The 19,240-nt window shown below is 51.8% G+C and carries 24 protein-coding genes and 1 tRNA gene; 20 read left to right on the forward strand and 5 right to left on the reverse strand.

Annotation, left to right across the window (positions count from 1 at the left end):
• Positions 1 to 16: 16 nt before the first annotated feature.
• The 11 genes from hisC to tatC all read left to right on the forward strand — a co-directional run bounded on the left by hisC (position 17) and on the right by tatC (position 6,932).
• Positions 17 to 1,105 (forward strand): histidinol-phosphate transaminase, encoded by a 1,089-nt coding sequence (gene hisC / locus LZ463_RS23250; protein ID WP_241458684.1) that lies wholly within the window; start codon positions 17 to 19, stop codon positions 1,103 to 1,105.
• Entirely contained in the window at positions 1,102 to 1,704 is a 603-nt protein-coding gene (gene hisB / locus LZ463_RS23255) for an imidazoleglycerol-phosphate dehydratase HisB (protein WP_241458685.1), read from the forward strand. Before hisC ends, hisB begins: the two co-directional genes overlap by 4 nt.
• A 56-nt stretch (positions 1,705 to 1,760) precedes the next feature.
• A complete protein-coding gene (gene hisH, locus LZ463_RS23260; protein WP_241458686.1) occupies positions 1,761 to 2,399 on the forward strand; it encodes an imidazole glycerol phosphate synthase subunit HisH in 639 nt (212 codons plus the stop codon).
• Between the two features lie 139 nt (positions 2,400 to 2,538).
• Positions 2,539 to 3,330, forward strand: coding sequence for a 1-(5-phosphoribosyl)-5-[(5-phosphoribosylamino)methylideneamino]imidazole-4-carboxamide isomerase (hisA, locus tag LZ463_RS23265; RefSeq protein WP_241458687.1), 792 nt, complete (start codon positions 2,539 to 2,541; stop codon positions 3,328 to 3,330).
• Positions 3,327 to 4,091: an imidazole glycerol phosphate synthase subunit HisF gene (hisF, locus tag LZ463_RS23270; protein WP_241458688.1), complete on the forward strand. Its 765-nt coding sequence runs from the start codon at positions 3,327 to 3,329 to the stop codon at positions 4,089 to 4,091. The genes hisA and hisF overlap by 4 nt, the downstream gene beginning before the upstream one ends.
• Positions 4,088 to 4,489, forward strand: coding sequence for a phosphoribosyl-AMP cyclohydrolase (gene hisI / locus LZ463_RS23275; RefSeq protein WP_241458689.1), 402 nt, complete (start codon positions 4,088 to 4,090; stop codon positions 4,487 to 4,489). Before hisF ends, hisI begins: the two co-directional genes overlap by 4 nt.
• A gap of 10 nt (positions 4,490 to 4,499) precedes the next feature.
• Positions 4,500 to 4,853 (forward strand): phosphoribosyl-ATP diphosphatase, encoded by a 354-nt coding sequence (locus tag LZ463_RS23280; RefSeq protein WP_241458690.1) that lies wholly within the window; start codon positions 4,500 to 4,502, stop codon positions 4,851 to 4,853.
• Between the two features lie 50 nt (positions 4,854 to 4,903).
• Entirely contained in the window at positions 4,904 to 5,275 is a 372-nt protein-coding gene (locus LZ463_RS23285; protein WP_241458691.1) for a histidine triad nucleotide-binding protein, read from the forward strand.
• Positions 5,276 to 5,350: 75 nt separating this feature from the next.
• Positions 5,351 to 5,569: a Sec-independent protein translocase subunit TatA gene (tatA, locus tag LZ463_RS23290; RefSeq protein ID WP_241458692.1), complete on the forward strand. Its 219-nt coding sequence runs from the start codon at positions 5,351 to 5,353 to the stop codon at positions 5,567 to 5,569.
• Between the two features lie 58 nt (positions 5,570 to 5,627).
• A complete protein-coding gene (tatB, locus tag LZ463_RS23295) occupies positions 5,628 to 6,113 on the forward strand; it encodes a Sec-independent protein translocase protein TatB (RefSeq protein ID WP_241458693.1) in 486 nt (161 codons plus the stop codon).
• A gap of 45 nt (positions 6,114 to 6,158) precedes the next feature.
• Positions 6,159 to 6,932 carry a twin-arginine translocase subunit TatC gene (gene tatC, locus LZ463_RS23300; RefSeq protein WP_241458694.1) on the forward strand — a complete coding sequence of 258 codons (774 nt, stop codon included), beginning with the start codon at positions 6,159 to 6,161 and terminating at the stop codon, positions 6,930 to 6,932.
• On the opposite strand, the gene LZ463_RS23305 is transcribed toward tatC, so the two are convergent.
• Positions 6,933 to 7,613 (reverse strand): DUF2461 domain-containing protein, encoded by a 681-nt coding sequence (locus LZ463_RS23305; RefSeq protein ID WP_241458695.1) that lies wholly within the window; start codon positions 7,611 to 7,613, stop codon positions 6,933 to 6,935. It lies immediately after the preceding gene.
• A gap of 7 nt (positions 7,614 to 7,620) precedes the next feature.
• Positions 7,621 to 8,796, reverse strand: coding sequence for a Do family serine endopeptidase (locus LZ463_RS23310; protein WP_241458696.1), 1,176 nt, complete (start codon positions 8,794 to 8,796; stop codon positions 7,621 to 7,623).
• A gap of 14 nt (positions 8,797 to 8,810) precedes the next feature.
• Between LZ463_RS23310 and LZ463_RS23315 the strand changes: the two genes are divergently transcribed.
• Positions 8,811 to 9,572, forward strand: coding sequence for a Nif3-like dinuclear metal center hexameric protein (locus LZ463_RS23315; RefSeq protein WP_241458697.1), 762 nt, complete (start codon positions 8,811 to 8,813; stop codon positions 9,570 to 9,572).
• Between the two features lie 75 nt (positions 9,573 to 9,647).
• Here LZ463_RS23315 and mscL read toward each other — a convergent pair whose 3' ends face one another.
• A complete protein-coding gene (mscL, locus tag LZ463_RS23320; protein ID WP_277624156.1) occupies positions 9,648 to 10,067 on the reverse strand; it encodes a large conductance mechanosensitive channel protein MscL in 420 nt (139 codons plus the stop codon).
• A 343-nt stretch (positions 10,068 to 10,410) separates the two neighbouring features.
• On the opposite strand from mscL, the gene petA reads away from it, so the two are divergent.
• The 7 genes from petA to LZ463_RS23355 all read left to right on the forward strand — a co-directional run bounded on the left by petA (position 10,411) and on the right by LZ463_RS23355 (position 17,119).
• A complete protein-coding gene (gene petA / locus LZ463_RS23325; RefSeq protein WP_241458698.1) occupies positions 10,411 to 11,025 on the forward strand; it encodes a ubiquinol-cytochrome c reductase iron-sulfur subunit in 615 nt (204 codons plus the stop codon).
• Positions 11,025 to 12,437 carry a cytochrome b gene (locus LZ463_RS23330; RefSeq protein ID WP_241458744.1) on the forward strand — a complete coding sequence of 471 codons (1,413 nt, stop codon included), beginning with the start codon at positions 11,025 to 11,027 and terminating at the stop codon, positions 12,435 to 12,437. Before petA ends, LZ463_RS23330 begins: the two co-directional genes overlap by 1 nt.
• A 22-nt stretch (positions 12,438 to 12,459) precedes the next feature.
• Positions 12,460 to 13,224: a cytochrome c1 gene (locus LZ463_RS23335; RefSeq protein WP_241458699.1), complete on the forward strand. Its 765-nt coding sequence runs from the start codon at positions 12,460 to 12,462 to the stop codon at positions 13,222 to 13,224.
• 151 nt (positions 13,225 to 13,375) lie between these two features.
• The gene (locus LZ463_RS23340; protein ID WP_110256517.1) at positions 13,376 to 13,987 is read left to right on the forward strand and encodes a glutathione S-transferase N-terminal domain-containing protein; all 612 of its coding nucleotides are present in this window, start codon (positions 13,376 to 13,378) and stop codon (positions 13,985 to 13,987) included.
• Between the two features lie 129 nt (positions 13,988 to 14,116).
• Positions 14,117 to 14,605, forward strand: coding sequence for a ClpXP protease specificity-enhancing factor (locus tag LZ463_RS23345; protein ID WP_241458700.1), 489 nt, complete (start codon positions 14,117 to 14,119; stop codon positions 14,603 to 14,605).
• A gap of 58 nt (positions 14,606 to 14,663) precedes the next feature.
• Positions 14,664 to 14,739 (forward strand) — tRNA-Thr (locus LZ463_RS23350).
• A 193-nt stretch (positions 14,740 to 14,932) separates the two neighbouring features.
• Positions 14,933 to 17,119, forward strand: coding sequence for a S9 family peptidase (locus LZ463_RS23355; RefSeq protein ID WP_241458701.1), 2,187 nt, complete (start codon positions 14,933 to 14,935; stop codon positions 17,117 to 17,119).
• A gap of 50 nt (positions 17,120 to 17,169) precedes the next feature.
• On the opposite strand, the gene LZ463_RS23360 is transcribed toward LZ463_RS23355, so the two are convergent.
• Together LZ463_RS23360 and LZ463_RS23365 are read right to left on the reverse strand one after the other, a co-directional pair.
• Entirely contained in the window at positions 17,170 to 17,832 is a 663-nt protein-coding gene (locus LZ463_RS23360) for a glutathione S-transferase family protein (RefSeq protein WP_241458702.1), read from the reverse strand.
• A 12-nt stretch (positions 17,833 to 17,844) separates the two neighbouring features.
• Positions 17,845 to 18,264 (reverse strand): DoxX family protein, encoded by a 420-nt coding sequence (locus LZ463_RS23365; RefSeq protein ID WP_241458703.1) that lies wholly within the window; start codon positions 18,262 to 18,264, stop codon positions 17,845 to 17,847.
• Between the two features lie 77 nt (positions 18,265 to 18,341).
• On the opposite strand from LZ463_RS23365, the gene LZ463_RS23370 reads away from it, so the two are divergent.
• Positions 18,342 to 19,226 carry a LysR family transcriptional regulator gene (locus LZ463_RS23370; protein WP_241458704.1) on the forward strand — a complete coding sequence of 295 codons (885 nt, stop codon included), beginning with the start codon at positions 18,342 to 18,344 and terminating at the stop codon, positions 19,224 to 19,226.
• Positions 19,227 to 19,240 lie beyond the last annotated feature (14 nt).

The following is a 19,240-nucleotide window of genomic DNA, read 5'->3' on the forward strand; positions in this document are numbered from 1 at the left end:
ACATGTAGCACTGAACATGGAGCAAGAATTGAGCATCACCAAACTGATACGTCCTGAAATCGCCAGCCTGTCTGCCTATCATGTGCCGGACGCCAGCGGCTATGTGAAGCTGGATGCGATGGAAAACCCTTACCTGTTGCCACCTGATATGCAACAGGAACTGGCGCAGCATCTGGCCGGCGTGGCACTCAACCGCTACCCCCAGCCCGCCTATGCCAGTCTCAAGCAACTGATTGTCGACAAACTTGGTGTGCCTGCTGGTCATGACATCGTGCTGGGCAATGGCTCTGATGAGTTGATCAGCATGGTTTCGGTCGCTTGCGCCAGACCGGGCGCCAAAGTGCTGGCCCCTGTGCCCGGCTTTGTCATGTATGCGATGTCAGCCCTGTTTGCCGGGCTGGAATTTATTGGTGTCGACCTCAATGCTGATCTGACATTGAACAAGACTGCCATGCTGGCAGCGATTACCGAACATCAGCCGGCGATTACCTACCTCGCTTACCCCAATAACCCCACCGGCACCTTGTATGATGCAGATGACATGGTGGAGATTTTGCGGGCAGTTGGTGACAAAGGCATCGTGATCGTCGACGAAGCTTACCAACCCTTTGCCCAGGCCAGCTTCATGTCTCGCCTGGCAGAATTTGATAATCTGGTGGTCATGCGCACTGTTTCCAAGCTGGGCCTGGCCGGCATACGCCTCGGTTATATGGCGGGCAATAATGCCCTGATGCATGAATTTGAAAAAGTGCGCCCGCCTTACAATATTAATGTGCTGACACAGGCGGCAGCAGAATTTGTCCTGGCCCGGGTGGAAGTGCTTGACGCCCAGGCAGCAGCATTGCGCCAGCAACGTGCAGAATTGATGGCTGCTTTGGCAAGCTTGCCTGGTGTGCAAGTTTATCCTTCCGCTGCCAATTTTGTGCTGATCCGTGTTGCGAATGCCGAACAAGTATTTGTGAAATTACGCGAACAAAAAATTTTAGTCAAAAATGTAGGTAAAATGCATAATCTGCTTGAGAATTGTCTGCGTATTACAGTCAGTACTCTGGAAGAGAATGCTCTTTTTCTTGCTGCGCTGGCAGCATCTTTATCATCAACATGAATAAGCCAACAGAACGCATTGCGGCGGTTACCCGCAATACCAACGAAACACAGATCCGCGTGGCCATCAATCTGGATGGCAGCGGCCAGCAAAAGCTCAATACCGGCGTGCCTTTTCTTGATCACATGCTGGATCAGATTGCCCGTCACGGCCTCATTGATCTCGATATCGAAGCGGTCGGCGATCTGCATATTGATGCCCACCATACTGTTGAAGATGTTGGTATTACCCTGGGGCAGGCCTTTGCCAAGGCAATTGGTGACAAAAAAGGCATACGTCGCTATGGTCATGCCTATGTGCCGCTTGATGAAGCGCTGTCGCGCGTGGTCATCGACTTTTCCGGCCGTCCGGGTCTGGAATACCATATCCCCTTTACTCGCGCCATGATAGGCAATTTCGACGTGGACCTGACCCGTGAATTCTTCCAGGGCTTTGTCAATCATGCTCTGGTGACATTGCATATCGATAATTTGCGTGGGGACAACTCCCATCATCAGTGCGAAACCGTATTCAAGGCTTTTGGCCGCGCCCTGCGCATGGCAACCGAACTCGACCCGCGTGCCGCAGGCATCATCCCCTCGACCAAAGGCAGTCTTTGATCGGATTGATTGCTCGTATTTACTGATATCAGATACCAGCCTGGCTGGTGATCATTATGAATAAAATTGTTGTTGTAGATTATGGTATGGGTAATCTGCGCTCTGTGGCGCAAGCCCTGCGCGCCGTAGCCCCTGAAGCAAATGTTCTGATTTCCGGTGAAGTCAGCGACATCCAGACAGCCGACCGCATCGTCTTGCCTGGACAGGGCGCCATGCCTGACTGCATGAGCTGCCTGCGTGAATCGGGCTTGCAAGAGGCCTTGCTGGAGGCCGCACGTAACAAACCCCTGTTTGGTGTCTGCGTTGGTGAACAGATGCTGTTTGATATCAGCGAAGAAGGGGATACGCCAGGGCTGGGCCTGTTGCCTGGCAAGGTGGTGCGTTTTTCTCTTGATGGCCAGCTGCAGGCGGATGGCTCCCGTTACAAAGTACCGCAAATGGGATGGAACCGTGTCAAACAATCAAGGTCACATGCCTTGTGGCAAGATATTGCTGACGATGCTTATTTTTACTTTGTCCATAGTTACTATGCGCGCCCGACCGAGGACAGCCATGCCGTCGGCCTGACTGATTACGGCAGCCTGTTTGCCTGCGCAGTCGCGCGTGACAATATTTTTGCTACCCAGTTTCACCCGGAGAAGAGTTCGGCTGCCGGCTTGCAACTGTATAAGAATTTTGTACACTGGAAACCGTAGTTGCCCGGCTTTGCTTTTTTGTAGTGGTATTGTCGTTAATGATACAAATTTTTTACACTGATTCTTTACCAGGCGCAATTGAAGCGCAAACCCTAGCGTAATTTTTATTGTCTAAAGACACCCATACTTTTTTCTTATCATGCTGCTCATCCCTGCTATAGACCTGAAAGACGGTCACTGCGTACGCCTCAAACAAGGTGATATGGACCAGGCTACCGTCTTCTCCGAAGACCCGGCCGAAATGGCGCGCCACTGGCTGCGTCAGGGTGCACGTCGTCTGCATCTGGTGGATCTGAACGGTGCTTTTGCCGGCAAACCCAAGAATGAGGCTGCGGTCAAGGCCATCATACAGGCGGTGCGTGATTATGCGGAAGAAACCGATACCGACGAAATACCGGTGCAGCTTGGCGGCGGCATACGTGATCTCGATACCATAGAACGCTATCTCGACGACGGCCTGTCCTACATCATTATTGGTACGGCAGCAGTCAAGAACCCTGGCTTTCTGGCCGATGCCTGCAGTGCCTTCCCGGGCCAGATCATTGTCGGCATCGATGCCAAGGATGGCAAGGTCGCAACCGATGGCTGGAGCAAACTGTCTGGTCACGAAGTCATCGACCTGGCCAAGAAGTTTGAAGGCTATGGCGTCGAAGCCATCGTCTATACCGACATAGGCCGCGACGGCATGATGGGGGGCGTGAACATAGACGCGACCGTCAAGCTGGCGCAGGCAGTCAGCATCCCGGTGATTGCCTCTGGCGGTGTGCATGTACTGGCTGACGTGGAAGCCTTGTGTGCGGTACAGGACGATGGCATAGAGGGCGTGATCTGTGGTCGTTCAATTTATGAAGGCACCCTGGACCTGGCGTCGGCACAAGATCGCGCTGATGAACTCAGTGGTGAGTTCGATGATGAAGAAGAAACCGAATGAGTTTAGCCAAACGTATTATCCCCTGCCTGGATGTGACCGCCGGTCGCGTCGTCAAGGGTATCAATTTCCAGGAACTGCGTGACGCCGGTGATCCGGTAGAGATCGCCCGTCGCTATGATGGTCAGGGTGCTGATGAAATTACTTTTCTCGACATCACGGCCTCGTCTGATGGTCGTGACCTGATCTTGCCAATTATTGAAGCCGTGGCTTCACAAGTGTTCATCCCGCTGACAGTAGGTGGTGGTGTGCGCACGGTGGCTGATGTGCGCCGCTTGCTCAACGCCGGTGCCGACAAGGTGGGCATCAATACTTCGGCCGTGACCAATCCGCAACTGGTGGCAGATGCAGCACACAAGTATGGCTCTCAATGCATCGTTGTGGCGATTGACGCCAAGAATGTAGGGCCAGGCAAGTGGGAGGTCTTTACTCACGGTGGCCGTAATGCCACCGGCCTGGATGCGGTCGAATGGGCGCAAAACATGGCGCGCCTCGGCGCCGGTGAAATTTTGCTGACCAGCATGGACAAGGATGGTACCCGTTCCGGCTTCGACCTGGGTTTGACACGTGCAGTGTCGGATGCGGTGCCAATTCCGGTGATAGCCTCTGGCGGTGTAGGTGGCCTGCAGGACCTGGCCGACGGTATCAGGATTGGTGGTGCTGATGCGGTGCTGGCAGCCAGTATTTTTCATTATGGCCAGCATACAGTCGGCGAAGCAAAACAATTTATGGCTGCACAACATATCCCCATGAGGTTGTCATGAGTGCCGCAAAGTGGTTGAACAAGGTTAAATGGGATGAAAACGGCCTGGTCCCGGTGATTGCGCAAGAAGCCAGCAGCAATGATGTACTGATGTTTGCCTGGATGAACCGTGATGCCTTGTCCAAGACCGTGGAGCTCGGTGAAGCCGTCTACTGGAGCCGTTCACGCAAGAAGCTCTGGCATAAAGGTGAAGAGTCGGGCCATGTACAGAAAATCAAGGAAATCCGCCTTGATTGCGATGAAGACGTGGTTCTGCTGAAGATAGAGCAAACTGACAGTATCGCCTGTCATACCGGCCGTCATTCCTGCTTCTTCCAGAAATTTGAAGGCAGTCTCAACGATGGCGACTGGCAGGCCGTTGATCCTGTCTTGAAAGACCCCGAAAGCATTTACAAATGAGTACCTTAACATGACAGCTTCGCAAGAACAGGTCTTGCAGCACCTGGCCAAGATCATAGAAAGCCGCAAACTGGTGAATGGCGGTGACCCGGACAAGTCCTATGTCGCACGCTTGTTTTCCAAGGGCGATGACGCCATACTCAAAAAAATTGGTGAAGAAGCAACAGAAACCGTGATGGCCGCCAAGGATGCCCGCGTTTCTGGTGATGCCAGCAAATTATTGTATGAATGTGCTGACTTGTGGTTTCATTCGCTTGTCATGTTGGCCCAGTATGATCTTGACCCTCAGCAAGTGCTGGATGAACTGGCCAGACGTGAAGGTATCTCTGGTCTTGAAGAAAAAGCAGCGCGCAAGGACGCCTGATACTGGCGGCCTTGAAACCTGCTTGCTTGTTGATATGAATGGATAAAAACGTGGATAACTGCATTTTTTGTAAGATCGCTGCCAAACAGATTCCTTCCGCCAGCGTGTATGAAGATGAAGAATTGCTGGCTTTTAAAGATATCAATCCGGCTGCTCCTGTGCACCTGTTGATTATCCCCAAGCTACATATTGATACTTTATCGTCCATACAACCGGAGCATCATGCTGTCTTGGGTAAAATGCTGGCTTTGGCGCCGAAACTGGCACAGGAACATGGTTGCGCACCAGTGCAGCAGGCTGATGGCGTCTTGTCAGGAGGATATAAAACCCTGATCAACACCGGACCGGATGGCGGGCAAGAGGTGTATCATTTGCATATGCATGTGATAGGCGGCCCCAAGCCATGGCGCGGGCAACGCTGATTACCGGCCATGCCGGTTAATACCGGCAGGTTCAACTATATTTTCTGAGAGCAAGGCTCTCACAAGGAGTAAGTAATGGGTTCATTGAGTATCTGGCACTGGTTGATCGTTCTGGTTGTCATCGTGCTGGTTTTTGGCACGAAAAAACTCGGTAATGTGGGTTCCGACCTGGGCAAGGCTGTCAAAGGCTTCAAGGATGGTGTCAAAGGTGAAGAAGAAAAACCTGCTGCGTCACAGCAGGTTGCAGACAAAAGCACCATTGATGTAGAAGCAAAAGAAAAATCCAAGCTGTGATTGTTTTCCGTACTGCTGGTTTGCCTGGCGATTTAACACCTTTTCCCAGCCTGATGACATGATAGACCTGGGAATCAGCAAGCTCGCCCTGATAGGCGTGGTGGCTTTGATCGTGATCGGTCCTGAAAAATTGCCCAGAGTGGCAAGGATGGCTGGCACACTGCTCGGGCGTGCACAGCGTTACATCAATGAAGTGAAATCCGAAGTCAGCCGCGAGATCGAGCTGGAAGAATTGCGCAAGATGCAGAAAGATGTGCAAGAAGCCGCTCATAACGTTGAACAGACCATCCATCAGACCTGGTCAGAAGCTGAGCAGGGCATGCGCTCCCTGGAGCAGGAAACCAGTTCTGCTCTGTTGCACACGGCCACGCCCGAGCAGCTGTCAGTCAAGGTCAAGGATTTCCGTCGCAAAAAACTGGCGCGTACATCTGCTGTGCCTGCCTGGTATAAAAATCGCAGTGGTCAAAGACAGCGCGTGATCTCCGGCGCCGCCAGGATGGCGCGCCATAGAGTCAACACGCGTTCCGGCAGCAGTTTCTTTTAATTTCCCGCTTATGTTTTTGCGCACTTTTAAATTGGCGGTATTCGCATGAGCGAGCATACGGAACAAGGTCCCGAAGAAAGTTTCATTTCCCACCTGGTGGAGTTGCGAGACCGGCTGGTCAAGTCCATGTATGGTCTGGGTATTGCCTGTGCCGCCCTGATGTTGTGGCCCGGGCCTTCGGCGATTTACGACTTTCTCGCACAGCCCATGCTGGCATCGCTGCCTGCCGGTTCGAAAATGATTGCGACCGGCGTTATCTCGCCATTCCTGGTCCCGATGAAGGTGACTTTGCTGGTCGCATTCATGCTCGCCTTGCCCTGGATTCTCTACCAGATATGGGCTTTCGTTGCACCCGGTTTGTACACCCATGAAAAACGGCTGGTGGCGCCGCTGGTGATTTCTTCATCTGTCCTGTTCCTTTGCGGCGTGGCATTCTGTTATTTCCTGGTGTTTGGCCGTGTCTTCAAATTCATCAATGAATTTGCCCCAACATCGATCAGCGTTGCACCGGACATTGAGAATTACCTGGACTTCATTATTTCCATGTGCCTGGCTTTTGGTGTGACCTTTGAGGTGCCGGTGGTGGTAGTGGTGCTGGTGCGCATGGGCCTGGTGCCGCTGGAAAAACTCAAGGCCATACGCTCTTATGTCGTCGTCGGTGCATTCGTGATTGCCGCCATCGTGACGCCACCTGATATCGTCAGCCAGTTTTCACTGGCCATACCGATGTGGGTTTTGTATGAGCTGGGTTTGCTGCTTGCCCCCATGTTTGTCAGGGCAACTCAGGCGCCGGTAACTGATGAATCAGACAATCAATGATCAGGCGCTGACTGGGGCGGATCTCAACCAGCTGACCAGCGGCAAGGCGCTGCGATAGGCCGTCAGCAGGGTCTTTTTCAGTTCGTCGCTGTCCATTCCCTTCATCGGGCATTCTGTCCAGACCATGAAATTTTTCAGCTTGATCTGTTCTATATGGGGCAGATCGGCGTCAAAGCCCTTGGGCGGGCGTTGTAGCTTGCCTTCTTCCTGGAGGGTGCCAAAATACTGCTTGAGTTTCTTGTCTTTCAGGACCTTCGCAAAACCCTTCGGGTCAGCCACGATATGATTGCGGATCGCTTTCAGTCGGTCAGAAGGTGGCATGTATTCACCAACTGCATAGAACAGGCGACCCGTACCGTCCATTTGGAAGTAGTATGCAGGACCACCGCCTTCACTGGGCTTTTTGCGGCCACTGGGTACGATGGATGAAGAAAATGTCGTTTTGTAAGGCGATTTGTCATGGGCGAAACGTACATCACGATTGATGCGGAATAAGGCTTTTTTCGGCTCCAGGCCGATGATGGCTGGATCAAACTTGCTGATCTCGGCAATCATTTCTGTGACCAGTTGTAAAAATTCTGCACGCAGGATGTCATAGCGTGGCTTGTTCATGACGAACCAGGCGCGGTTATTGTTTTCGCCCAGTTCGGATAAGTAGGCTTTCAGGTCGATCAGGTGCATGGTGTCCTTATTCTTTCGATTCTTCTTTGCGTGCTGTCGGGCGTTTGCCTATCAAGACATCGAGTGTAGGTTCCTTGGTATCACGCAAAACCGTGATTTTGGCCTTGTTGCCCGGTTTTAACTGCGCCACCAGGTTCAGCATCTGGGTCGTGTCGCCGACAGGCTTGCCTTCGATGGCAATCAGGATATCGCCTGGCTTCATGCCCGCCTTGTCAGCCGGGCCGCCACGGATGACACCGGCAATGATCGCGCCGGATTTTTGTTTGAGACCAAAACTGTCAGCCAGTTCGGGTGTGATGTCCTGTGGCTCCACGCCTATCCAGCCACGCACTACATGACCGTTGGTGATGATGGATTCCATCACAGTCTTGACGGTGGTCACCGGTATGGCAAAGCCTATGCCGACCGAACCGCCAGTCTGTGAATAAATGGCCGTGTTGACACCAAGCAGGTTACCGTTGACGTCAACCAGCGCGCCACCGGAATTGCCGGGATTGACGGCAGCATCAGTCTGGATAAAGTTTTCAAAGGCGTTTTCTGTCAGGTTGTTGCGGCCAACGGCAGAGATGATGCCCATGGTGACAGTCTGCCCAACGCCAAAGGGATTGCCTATGGCGAGTACCACATCGCCAACCGCCGCCTGGTCAGAGCGTCCAAAGGTGATGGCTGGCAAGTTCGGTACATCAATCTTGATGACGGCCAGGTCGGTTTCAGGATCAGTGCCGACCACCTTGGCGCTGGCCTTGCGGCCATCAGACAGCGCTACTTCTATGTCATCGGCAGATTCGACGACGTGGTTATTGGTCAGGATATAACCCTGGTCGCTGACGATGACCCCCGAACCAAGGCTGGACAGGCGTTCTGCCTGGGGATTTTGCTGCTCGCCAAAAAAACGTCGGAGGAAAGGATCATTGAGTAAAGGGTTGCGGCGCTGGCGCACTTCTTTCGAGGTGAAAATGTTGACCACCGAAGGCATCGCGTGCTTGGCCGCCGCGCTATATGAACTCTGTGCCAGCACGCTATTGGCCGGCGCTTCTTTCACGTTGACGCCGGCATTCAGGGTCTGGGTCTGCCGGGGGTTGTAACCGGCTTTCACCCAATCGGGTTTCAAGGTGGTTACAATAAACCAGATAGCAAGACCGACAGTGATAGTTTGAGCAAACAATAACCAAAGACGACGCATAGAGAGCTTACAGTATGAAATCAGTGAATCGGGATGATTTAGCGCAATTCCTGGCAAAAGAATTGCAAGTCAATTACTTTCGTGATTATTGCCCAAACGGCGTACAGGTGGAAGGGCGCAGCACGATTAAACACCTCGTCAGCGGGGTGACCGCCAGTTTAGCATTATTAGAAAAAGCGGTGGAAATGCAAGCTGATGCCGTACTCGTGCATCATGGTTATTTCTGGCGTGGTGAAGACATGCGTGTCATTGGTCAAAAACACAAGCGTCTTAAACTGCTGCTGGAACAGGACATATCACTGTTCGCTTATCATTTGCCGCTCGACAGTCATGCCGATTTTGGCAATAACATAGGCCTGGCTCGTCATTTGGGTATTACTCCTGACGGGCGATTTGGCGAGAATGACCTAGGTTGGCTTGGTATGCTGGATAATCCGGAGATCGCCACCCTGGAGGATCTGGCCATGCATATAGAATTGAAGCTGGGGCGCAAGCCTTTGTTGATAGGGGAACCTGCAGCCAGACCTGGTCGTGTGGCCTGGTGTACCGGTGCTGCGCAAAATATGCTGGATCAGGCCATTGCTGCCGGCGCCAATGTCTATCTGAGTGGTGAAATTTCCGAGCCTACCGTGCACCTGGCCAGGGAATCAGGCGTAGGCTATGTCGCTTGCGGCCATCATGCGACCGAACGTTTTGGCGTACAGAACCTCGGCGAATTCATCGCCAGACAGTTTGGCATACGCCATACTTTTGTGGATATTGATAATCCTGTGTGAAGAGCAGGAATTATTCTTTTGACTACGCTCCCTGTCAGGTTCTGACAGGGAGCGTAGCGGGTATCAGTCCTGATGTTATTTTTTCAGGGAATCGCGGATTTCGCGCAATAGCAAAATATCTTCCGCGGTGACCTCGGGCGCGGGTTCCGGAGCCGGTTCTGCCTTTTTCAAGGCATTGACCAGTTTCACCATCTGGAAGATCACAAAAGCCAGGATGACAAAACTGAGTGTCACTGTCAGGAAATTACCGTAAGCGATCACACCGCCCGCCTTCTTGGCTTCTGCCAATACCAGGTGTGTTCCCTGCCCATTCAGGGGAATGTAGTAATTCGAAAAATCGAGACCGCCGACAATGCGGCCTATCACAGGCATGACAATATCACCGACCAGGGAGTCAACGATTTTGCCAAAGGCTGCACCGATAATCACACCTACCGCCAGGTCGACAACATTGCCGCGGCTGATAAAGGTTTTAAATTCTTGCAACATACCCATAGAAAATCTCCGGTTTGATGGGCAAAAAGACATGCCCGAAAAATAAGTAACAAGATTTTAATGCGCAAAGACGGCAAAAAGCTTGAATTTGACATCGCTTTTTTGTCAATTTTCTTTTCTGCCCGTGCCTGAATACTGCCTATTGCATGGAATTTTGTGCTCAATCATGACTTTGACCTAGTCTTAATTGGAAAATCAGGCTTGAATTGTTGAAAAATGCCTGCAAGTTGGCGTTTCAGATATCTTTTTCTTTAAAACCATATCCGCCTCATTTATAATTTAAGGTTGCTAGAAGCTGGGTTTTGCTTCATCAAGTTTTGATTATTGACAGATTGGGGTTGGTATGAGTATCGAAAAGCAGGTCGATTCCGGCCGTCGCGGTTTGCTCGTCGCCACTTGCGCAGCGGGTGGTGTGGCTGGCTTGGCAACGGCAGGAGCGCTGGTAAGCACTTTCCAGCCATCCGAGCGCGCCAAGGCGGCGGGTGCTCCGGTGGAGGTGGACATTTCGGCCTTGAAACCAGGCGAAATGCAAACGACGGAATGGCGCGGTAAGCCAGTGTGGATTCTGAAACGCACACCAGAGATGATGGACAGTCTGAAAAAGACTGAAGACAAGGTCGCCGATCCAAAATCGGAAAAACCTTACACAATGGCGATGCCTGAATACTGCGACAAGCAGACTCGTTCACGCAAAGAACATAGCGATATCCTGGTGACAGTCGGTATCTGTTCCCACCTGGGCTGCTCCCCAAGCTCCAAGTTCCAGGCAGGTGCACAGCCCTCTTTGCCAGATGACTGGAATGGCGGCTTCCTCTGCCCATGCCATGGTTCGACTTTCGACCTGGCCGGCCGTGTATATAAAAACAAACCGGCGCCACAAAACCTGGACGTGCCTCCCCATATGTTTTTGTCGGATACCAAAATCGTCATCGGTAAAGATGAGAAAGGCGAGGCTTAATCATGGCATTTGTTGAGAAAAAACTCCCGGCAGACGCGCCTGTCGTAGACAAGGCCCTCAACTGGGTTGATTCGCGTTTCCCGCTGACCAAACTGTGGAATGATCAATGGGGCAAGTATTATGCGCCAAAGAACTTCAACTTCTGGTACATCTTCGGCTCATTGGCGATGCTGGTTCTGGTTATCCAGATCGTGACCGGTATCTTCCTGGTCATGCATTACAAACCAGATGCCAACCTGGCGTTCGCTTCTGTTGAATACATCATGCGTGAAGTACCCTGGGGCTGGCTGGTGCGTTATATGCACTCTACCGGCGCTTCGGCCTTCTTCATCGTGGTCTACCTGCATATGACCCGTGCCTTCCTGTACGGTTCTTATCGCAAGCCACGTGAACTGATCTGGCTGTTCGGTTTTGCCATTTTCCTGTGCCTGATGGCCGAAGCCTTCTTCGGTTACCTGCTGCCTTGGGGTCAGATGTCTTACTGGGGTGCTCAGGTTATTGTCAACCTGTTTGGCGCTATTCCTTTCATCGGTCCTGACCTGTCCCTGTGGATACGTGGTGACTATGTGGTGTCTGATGCGACATTGAACCGCTTCTTCTCCTTCCACGTGATTGCGATTCCCCTGGTATTGCTGGGTCTGGTGGCTGCTCACCTGATCGCCCTGCATGAAGTGGGTTCTAACAATCCTGACGGTATCGAGATCAAGGAAAACCTGGGCCCTGACGGTCATCCTCTGGATGGTATCCCTTCCCACCCTTACTACACTTTCCACGATATTTTTGGCGTGACAGTGTTCCTGACTATCTTCAGTGCAGTGGTTTTCTTTGCACCGGAAATGGGTGGTTACTTCCTGGAATACAATAACTTCATCCCGGCAGATTCTCTGAAAACGCCTCCGCATATTGCTCCTACCTGGTACTTCACGCCTTTCTACTCGATCTTGCGTGCAACCACTTCCGAGTTCCTGTATGTCGTTCAGTTCGGCGCAGCAGCTTATGTTGCCCTGATCTGGCTGACCACCAAACTGCCACAATTGCTGAAAATCGCGATTGCCGCAGTTGCCCTGGTGGCCATCGTCGGCATGATGCCTTTTGGCCTTGATGCAAAATTCTGGGGTGTGGTGTTGTTTGGCGGTTCTGTCGTGATCCTGGCTTTCCTGCCATGGCTTGATGTTTCCCCGGTTAAATCCATCCGTTATCGCCCTGACTGGCACAAATATGTGTACATCGTCTTCGGGATCGTTTTCATCACTTTGGGTTACCTGGGTGTGGAACCGCCATCCCCTGTACGTGAACGTATTTCCCAAGTTTGCGCACTGATTTATTTCAGCTTCTTCCTGCTGATGCCATGGTGGAGTGCAATGGGAACATTTAAGCCCGTGCCTAAGCGCGTTACTTTTGCAGCGCACTGAGAAATAGCGAGGAAGAACAAGCATGAAATTACTTAAAAAACTGATCGCTGTAGCGGCACTGGCGCCTGCACTGGCCCTGGCAAACAGCGGGACTTTCCCACTGGATCAAGCACCTAACCGTTCTACGGACATGGCTGCCCTGCAAAACGGCGCCAAGCTGTTTGTTAACTATTGCCTGAACTGCCACTCGGCTTCAGCCATGCGTTACAACCGCTTGAAAGACATTGGTCTGACAGATGAGCAGATCAAGCAGAATCTCTTGTTCACCGGTGAAAAAGTCGGCGACCTGATGAAAAATACCATGGCTCCCAAAGACGCCAAGGCCTGGTTTGGTGCAGTACCACCGGATTTGTCCGTGATCGCCCGCGCTAAAGCCTCTGAAGCAGGAAGTGGCGCCGACTGGTTGTACACTTATCTGCGTACTTACTACAAAGATGATTCACGTCCGACCGGCTGGAACAACATGGTATTTCCTAACGTCGGCATGCCGCATGTACTGTGGGAATTGCAAGGTACACGTACTGTGAAGATGGTTGAAGAAAAAGACGCGCATGATGAATCCAAAACGGTTCATAAATTTGCCGGCTTTGAAACTGTCAAACCTGGCACGATGACTGCCCTCGAGTATGACAATGCGGTTGGCGACCTGGTTGCCTACCTGCAGTGGATGGGTGAACCAGCACAAAGTACACGCAAACGCCTCGGTGTGTGGGTACTGATGTTCCTGGCTGGCCTGGCGACTCTGGCATGGCGCCTGAACGCTTCGTACTGGAAAGAAGTAAAATAAATGTAAGCTTTCTGGTCTGCACTACAACTGGTGCAAACCGGGAAATTTTTGAGATCGTCCGTTTTTCTCCGTCGTAGACGGACGTGTAATCCCAGGGGTGAGGTGCGCAAAAATGGCTCCTCGCCCTGATCGTTTCTAAGGAACTATAAAAATGATGGTTCTCTACTCGGGTACAACCTGCCCATTTTCCCAACGTTGCCGCCTGGTTCTGTTTGAAAAAGGCATGGACTTTGAAATCCGCGATGTTGACCTGTTCAACAAGCCGGAAGATATCTCGACCATGAATCCTTATGGTCAGGTGCCTATCCTGGTTGAACGCGAATTGATATTGTATGAATCCAATATCATCAACGAATACATTGATGAACGCTTCCCGCATCCGCAACTGATGCCTGCTGACCCGCTGCAGCGTGCCCGCGCACGTCTGATGCTTTTCAATTTTGAAAAAGAATTGTTCATCCACGTCCATACGCTGGAAAACGACAAGAACACGGCCTCTGCCAAGGTACAGGACAAGGCCCGCGCAGAAATCCGCGACCGCCTGACCCAGCTGGCCCCTTTGTTCGTCAAGAACAAATACATGCTCGGTGATGAGTTCTCCATGCTGGACGTAGCCGTTGCTCCATTGTTGTGGCGCCTTGATCATTACGGCATAGAACTGTCCAAGACAGCTGCGCCTTTGATGAAATATGCAGAACGTATTTTCTCCCGCCCTGCCTATATCGAAGCACTGACACCGTCCGAAAAAGTCATGCGCAGATAAGCTGCACTGTCATGGTAAGGATAACAAGGCTGATGTAATACGTCAGCCTTGTTGTTTTTTGACTCCACGCCTATCCTTACAGTATCTTTCCTAAAAGTACATTTAGTACATTTCGCTGATTGTAGAACCATGCAAGAGATTTCAACTAAACCCTATTTCATGCGCGCCATTTACGAATGGTGCACCGACAACGGTTTTACCCCCTATATGGCGGTCAAGGTGAATCACGCTGCCCGTGTTCCCATGGAATTCGTCAGGAACGGTGAGATCGTGCTCAACATCAGCTTCGGCGCAACCAGTGGCCTGAAGATGGATAATGATGCGGTTGCCTTCAAAGCCCGCTTTGGCGGTGTGTCACGCGACATCTATGTGCCGGTCGAGAATGTGCTTGCGGTCTACGCCAGTGAAAACGGACAGGGCATGGCCTTTGAAGTTGACCTGACCGAAACAGAAACCAGCCCTGAAGCCGAAGCATCGGTACCGGAAATCGGCAAACCGGCATTGGGCCTGGCAGCGGTCACTAGCAAGCCGACAGCCGTGGAAACACCGGTTTTGGCAGCCGAAGAAAAAAAATCTGAAAAAAAATCAGAAAAGCCCTCGCTAAAAATAATAAAGTAGCCTATAATCTTGGTCTTCGGGAATGCAACGGCAACGAAGCAAGAACGAAAACAGTTTCGCCGACTTAGCTCATTTGGTAGAGCAGTTGACTTGTAATCATCAGGTGGCCAGTTCGATTCCGGCAGTCGGCACCAAATTAAAAACCCATCGTTAGCAATAACGGTGGGTTTTTTCTTTTTTCCTTTCTCCTCTTTCTCAATTCCGGTATTTTCTTTCCGTTTCTGTTTTTCGTGGTGAACCACATTGCATCAGGGTGGTCATAATTATTTAATCGATGCAATTTGCATTCTTACAGCCAACCAAAGATAAAAAAAGATAAGGAATCCCATGAAAATACGTGTCGAGCATTTGCTGCTCCCCCTGTTGCTTTGCAACTTGAGTGGCGCCAGTTATGCCCAGGACGGCATGCTTAGCCTTGAAATGCTGTATCACCCGACAAAAAAAGAAAAATTCGACACCAAACCACTGACGCGCCTGACCTGGGACGCTCAAAACCGGTTGATAGAAACACAGAGCAAAGACGGCGTAGTCCAGCAGTTCGTGGTGAATCCGGCGACGTGGGAGAAACAGGCACTGGCAGCCGATGGCAATATCCTGCAACTGATGCTGGCGGCCGGTATTGCAGAGAAAGAAGCAAAGGTACAAATTGACAAGCTGACGCCGCAGATCAAGCCAGAATTGAAGGCTTATTTATTTACGTACAAGAACGATCTGTGGCTGCTGGACCTGGCCGCCGGCAAGGTCAAAGAGTTAACGCATACGCCGGACGTGGCCGAGGATGAGGCGATACTTTCGCCTGACCTGCAATCAGTTGCCTACCTCAAAGGCAATGACATGTATGTCACCGATGTCGTCACAGCCACAGAAAAACGCCTGACAACCGGGGGTAACGAGACCACCTTCAATGGCCGCCTTGACTGGGTCTACATGGAAGAGATTTATGGCCGTGGTCATCTGCGTGCTTTCTGGTGGGCGCCTGATTCCAAAAAGATCGCCTATCTGAGTTTTGATGAAAGCAAGGTACCGGTCTATACACTCAGTGGCGACCATGCACAGCCAATCAGGACTGAACGCACCCGTTATCCCAAGGCTGGCGACCCCAATCCAGAAGTAAAGCTTGGTATTGTTGACATGGCGGGTAAAACCAGCTGGACCGACAGTCCTTATCCAGGCAAGGAAACCTTGATCGTGCAGGTGGGCTGGACACCGGATGGCAAATTGCTGGCCAGTTGGCAAGACAGAGTGCAAACCTGGCTGGATCTGCGTATTTATGATGGGCAGTACAGGAGCCGGCAGGTATTGCGCGAAAGCGGTCCGGCCTGGACCGAACGCCTGCCGCTGCCGGTCTTCCTCAAGGATGGCGGCTTTATCTGGGAGTCAGACCGCACAGGCCACAGGCATCTGTACCGCTATGACAGTCAATACCAGTTGAAAACTGCTGTCACCAAAGGTGATTGGGATATCCGGACTGTCTATGGCATTGATGAAGCAAAAAGCCGCGTCCTGTTTGCCGCCAATGAAGCCAATCCTATAGGCAACGATGTCTACACCGTCAATCTCGACGGCAGTCATTTGCAAAAGCTGAGCAAGGAATCCGGCACCCATTATGCCCGCTGGAATACCAGCTACACCCATTTCATCGACAGCTGGAGCAGTTTGAAACAGCCACCCAGACAAGCCCTGTTCAGTGATGCCGGTCAGCAGCTGAAGCTGGTTGATGATGCCGGCATGCCTGAGAAAATGCAGGGACTGAAACTGGCGAAGGTGACGCAACAACAGGTGAAGTCGCGCGACGGCTTCTTGCTGGAAAGCCTGTTGTTCCTGCCGCCTGACTTTGATCCGAAAAAGAAATACCCCGTCTATCAGCATCTGTATGCTGGTCCGATGGCACCGCAGGTGACGGATCGCTGGAACAGCAATCTCTGGCATCATTTCCTGGCACAACAGGGATATGTGGTCTGGATACTCGACAACCGTAGCGCCAGCAACAAGGGAGCCGTCAGCGCCTGGCCCATCCACAAGAAACTGGGGCAGCTGGAATTGCAGGACCAGCTCGATGGTCTGGAATGGCTGCGCAAGCAGGGCTGGGCCGACATGAACAGGATAGCACTGAACGGCTGGAGCTATGGCGGTTATATGACTTCGTATGCGATGACACACAGCAAGGCCTGGAAGATAGGTTTTGTCGGCGCACCGGTGACGGATTACCGTTTATATGACAGCGTGTATACCGAGCGCTACATGGGACTGCCGCAAGAAAATGCCGAAGGCTATGATAAGGGCAGCGTGCTCAAGGCGACCAGGGATTTGAGCGGCAAGATCATGATCATGCATGGCACCATGGATGACAATGTGCATCCGCAAAACACCATCATGTTCATTGATGAACTGATCAAGAATGGCAAGGACTATAGCCTGCAACTGTATCCGGGCGCAGGTCATGGCCCGCGCGGTGACTGGACCATGTGGTCACTGCAAAAAGCCAAGTGGGAATTTCTGAGAAACAATCTCTGATTTTTTAGTGCAGGAAAATGAAAACGGTGCAAAAAACAGCACCGTTTTTTTTATCGCATAAGATGTGACAGAGCAGAACCGCGCACGCGTAAAAATTCATGTAATAGAGACGCATAATTTTCATGTGCGGCACTTCGTACAGACGCACGTGAATGCAGTGCCTGACGCCAGACGGTCAACCTGGGGAGGTTTTTGAAGAAACCAAAATCGTCGATCTCTTCAAACACCTCAAAGTAACGAAACACCGGTGCAAAGGCAGCATCCACCAGGCTGAAATTTTTCCCCGAAAAATAAGGACCATCGCCAAGCTGGTTTTCCAGTTGCACAAACTTCGTCTGTAATTCAGCCGCTTTGGCATGCAGCATCTGCTCGTCTGCCGCATTGTAAAAACCACCTATGCTGTTCAAGGTGGCTGAGGCAAATTCTATCCAGGCGCGATGCTGCGCTCTTTCCAGTGCGGATTCAGGGTGCAGGCGAGGTGAAGTTGTTTCATCCAGGTATTCGCAAATGACTGCTGATTCAAAGATGGCTTGCCCGTCTACCAGCAGCACTGGTGTCTTGCCCAGTGGCGATACTTGCAAGAACCAGTCAGGTTTGTGCGCCAGGTCTATCTCCACTCGTTCAAAGCTGATCCCTTTTTCAGTGAGGGTGATAGCTGCACGCTGTACATAGGGGCAAAGCTTGTGACTGATCAGGGTGTATTTACTGTTCATGTTTTCCCCCGCTCATGCCAGTGAAAACCGGGCGCTGCGGCGTAAGGCAAATGCACCATCACCCAGTAGCCAGACAGCGATCGATGTCGCGATCAGAAATACTGGGTATTCCCAGCCACCGTTAGGACTGGTATGCACCCAGCCATTGCCAAAATGCACAGTCGCAGCAACGGCCATGATGGGCACCAGTGCCAGAGCAACCTGGCGGCTATAGATGCCTAGCACCAGTGCCAGGCCACCGAATAATTCCAGCGCAAACACGGGATAAGCGAGAAAACCGGGATAGCCTATACTGGTAAAAAACTGCGCTGTGCCGGCCAGGGTAAACACCAGGAGTTTCAGTAAAGCGTGCGCTATCCACATGATGCCCAGACTGACGCGCAGCAGGGTGATGCCGTAGGCATTGCTGCCAGACAGAGTTGAATGCGTCATTTTGTTCTCCAGGAAGTGATTGATGGAGCTAATATAAAATTTCGTCATCGCAATGAAAATAGGCATAAAAGCAAACCATGAATGCAAAAATGCAATACAGACTAAATGCGGCCGACCTGGAAGTCGTGCTGGCACTGGTACGCACCGGCAAACTGGTCGAGGCGGGTGAGCGCCTGTCACTCGATGCGTCCACAGTCTTCCGCAACATACAGAAACTGGAAAAAGGTTTGGGGCAACGCCTGTTTGAACGCTCGCGTACAGGCTATCAAGCCAATGAACTGGCACAGGAGCTGGCTGTGCATGCCGAGCAGATGGAAGTGCAACTCGAAGCCGCCCGCTCAGCCATGCAATTGCAGCCTGATCAGGTGGCTGGTGCGGTGCGTATCACCACGACCGACACCATACTGCATGGCTTGCTGACGCCGGTATTGAAGCCCTTGCAGGCTTTGCATCCTTTGCTGAGCCTGGATTTGCATGCTGGCAATGAACTGGCCAGCCTGACCAGGCGTGATGCCGATATCGCCATACGTGCGAGTAAACGGCCACCCCAACATCTGATCGGCAAACACCTGGGGCCGATAAGGGTGGCTCTGTATGCTGGAAAAACCAGCAAGATCAGGCATTTCGACGCAGAAACCGCCCAGCGCCATCACTGGATTGCACCAGATGATGCCTTGCCAGAACATCCGTCCGTAATATGGCGCAAGAAGCACTTTCCCAGGTTACAGGTTACTTACAAGGTCAACAGCATACTCACGGTAGCAGAACTGGTGGGCCAGGGTTTGGGTCTGGGCATCCTGCCCCTGTTCCTTGCACAGGGGCGCAAGGATTTGCTGCAATTGACAGAGGTGCTGGACGAATGTCAGACCGAGCTATGGTTGCTTACACATACCGAAGCCAGGCATTTGCGTCGGGTGTCGGCGGTGTATTCGTATCTGGCGCAGGAGATCGTGTTGACTTGAGTATTGATTTGAGT

Source organism: Undibacterium paludis (genome assembly GCF_022568815.1).
Classification (GTDB): Bacteria; Pseudomonadota; Gammaproteobacteria; order Burkholderiales; family Burkholderiaceae_D; genus Undibacterium.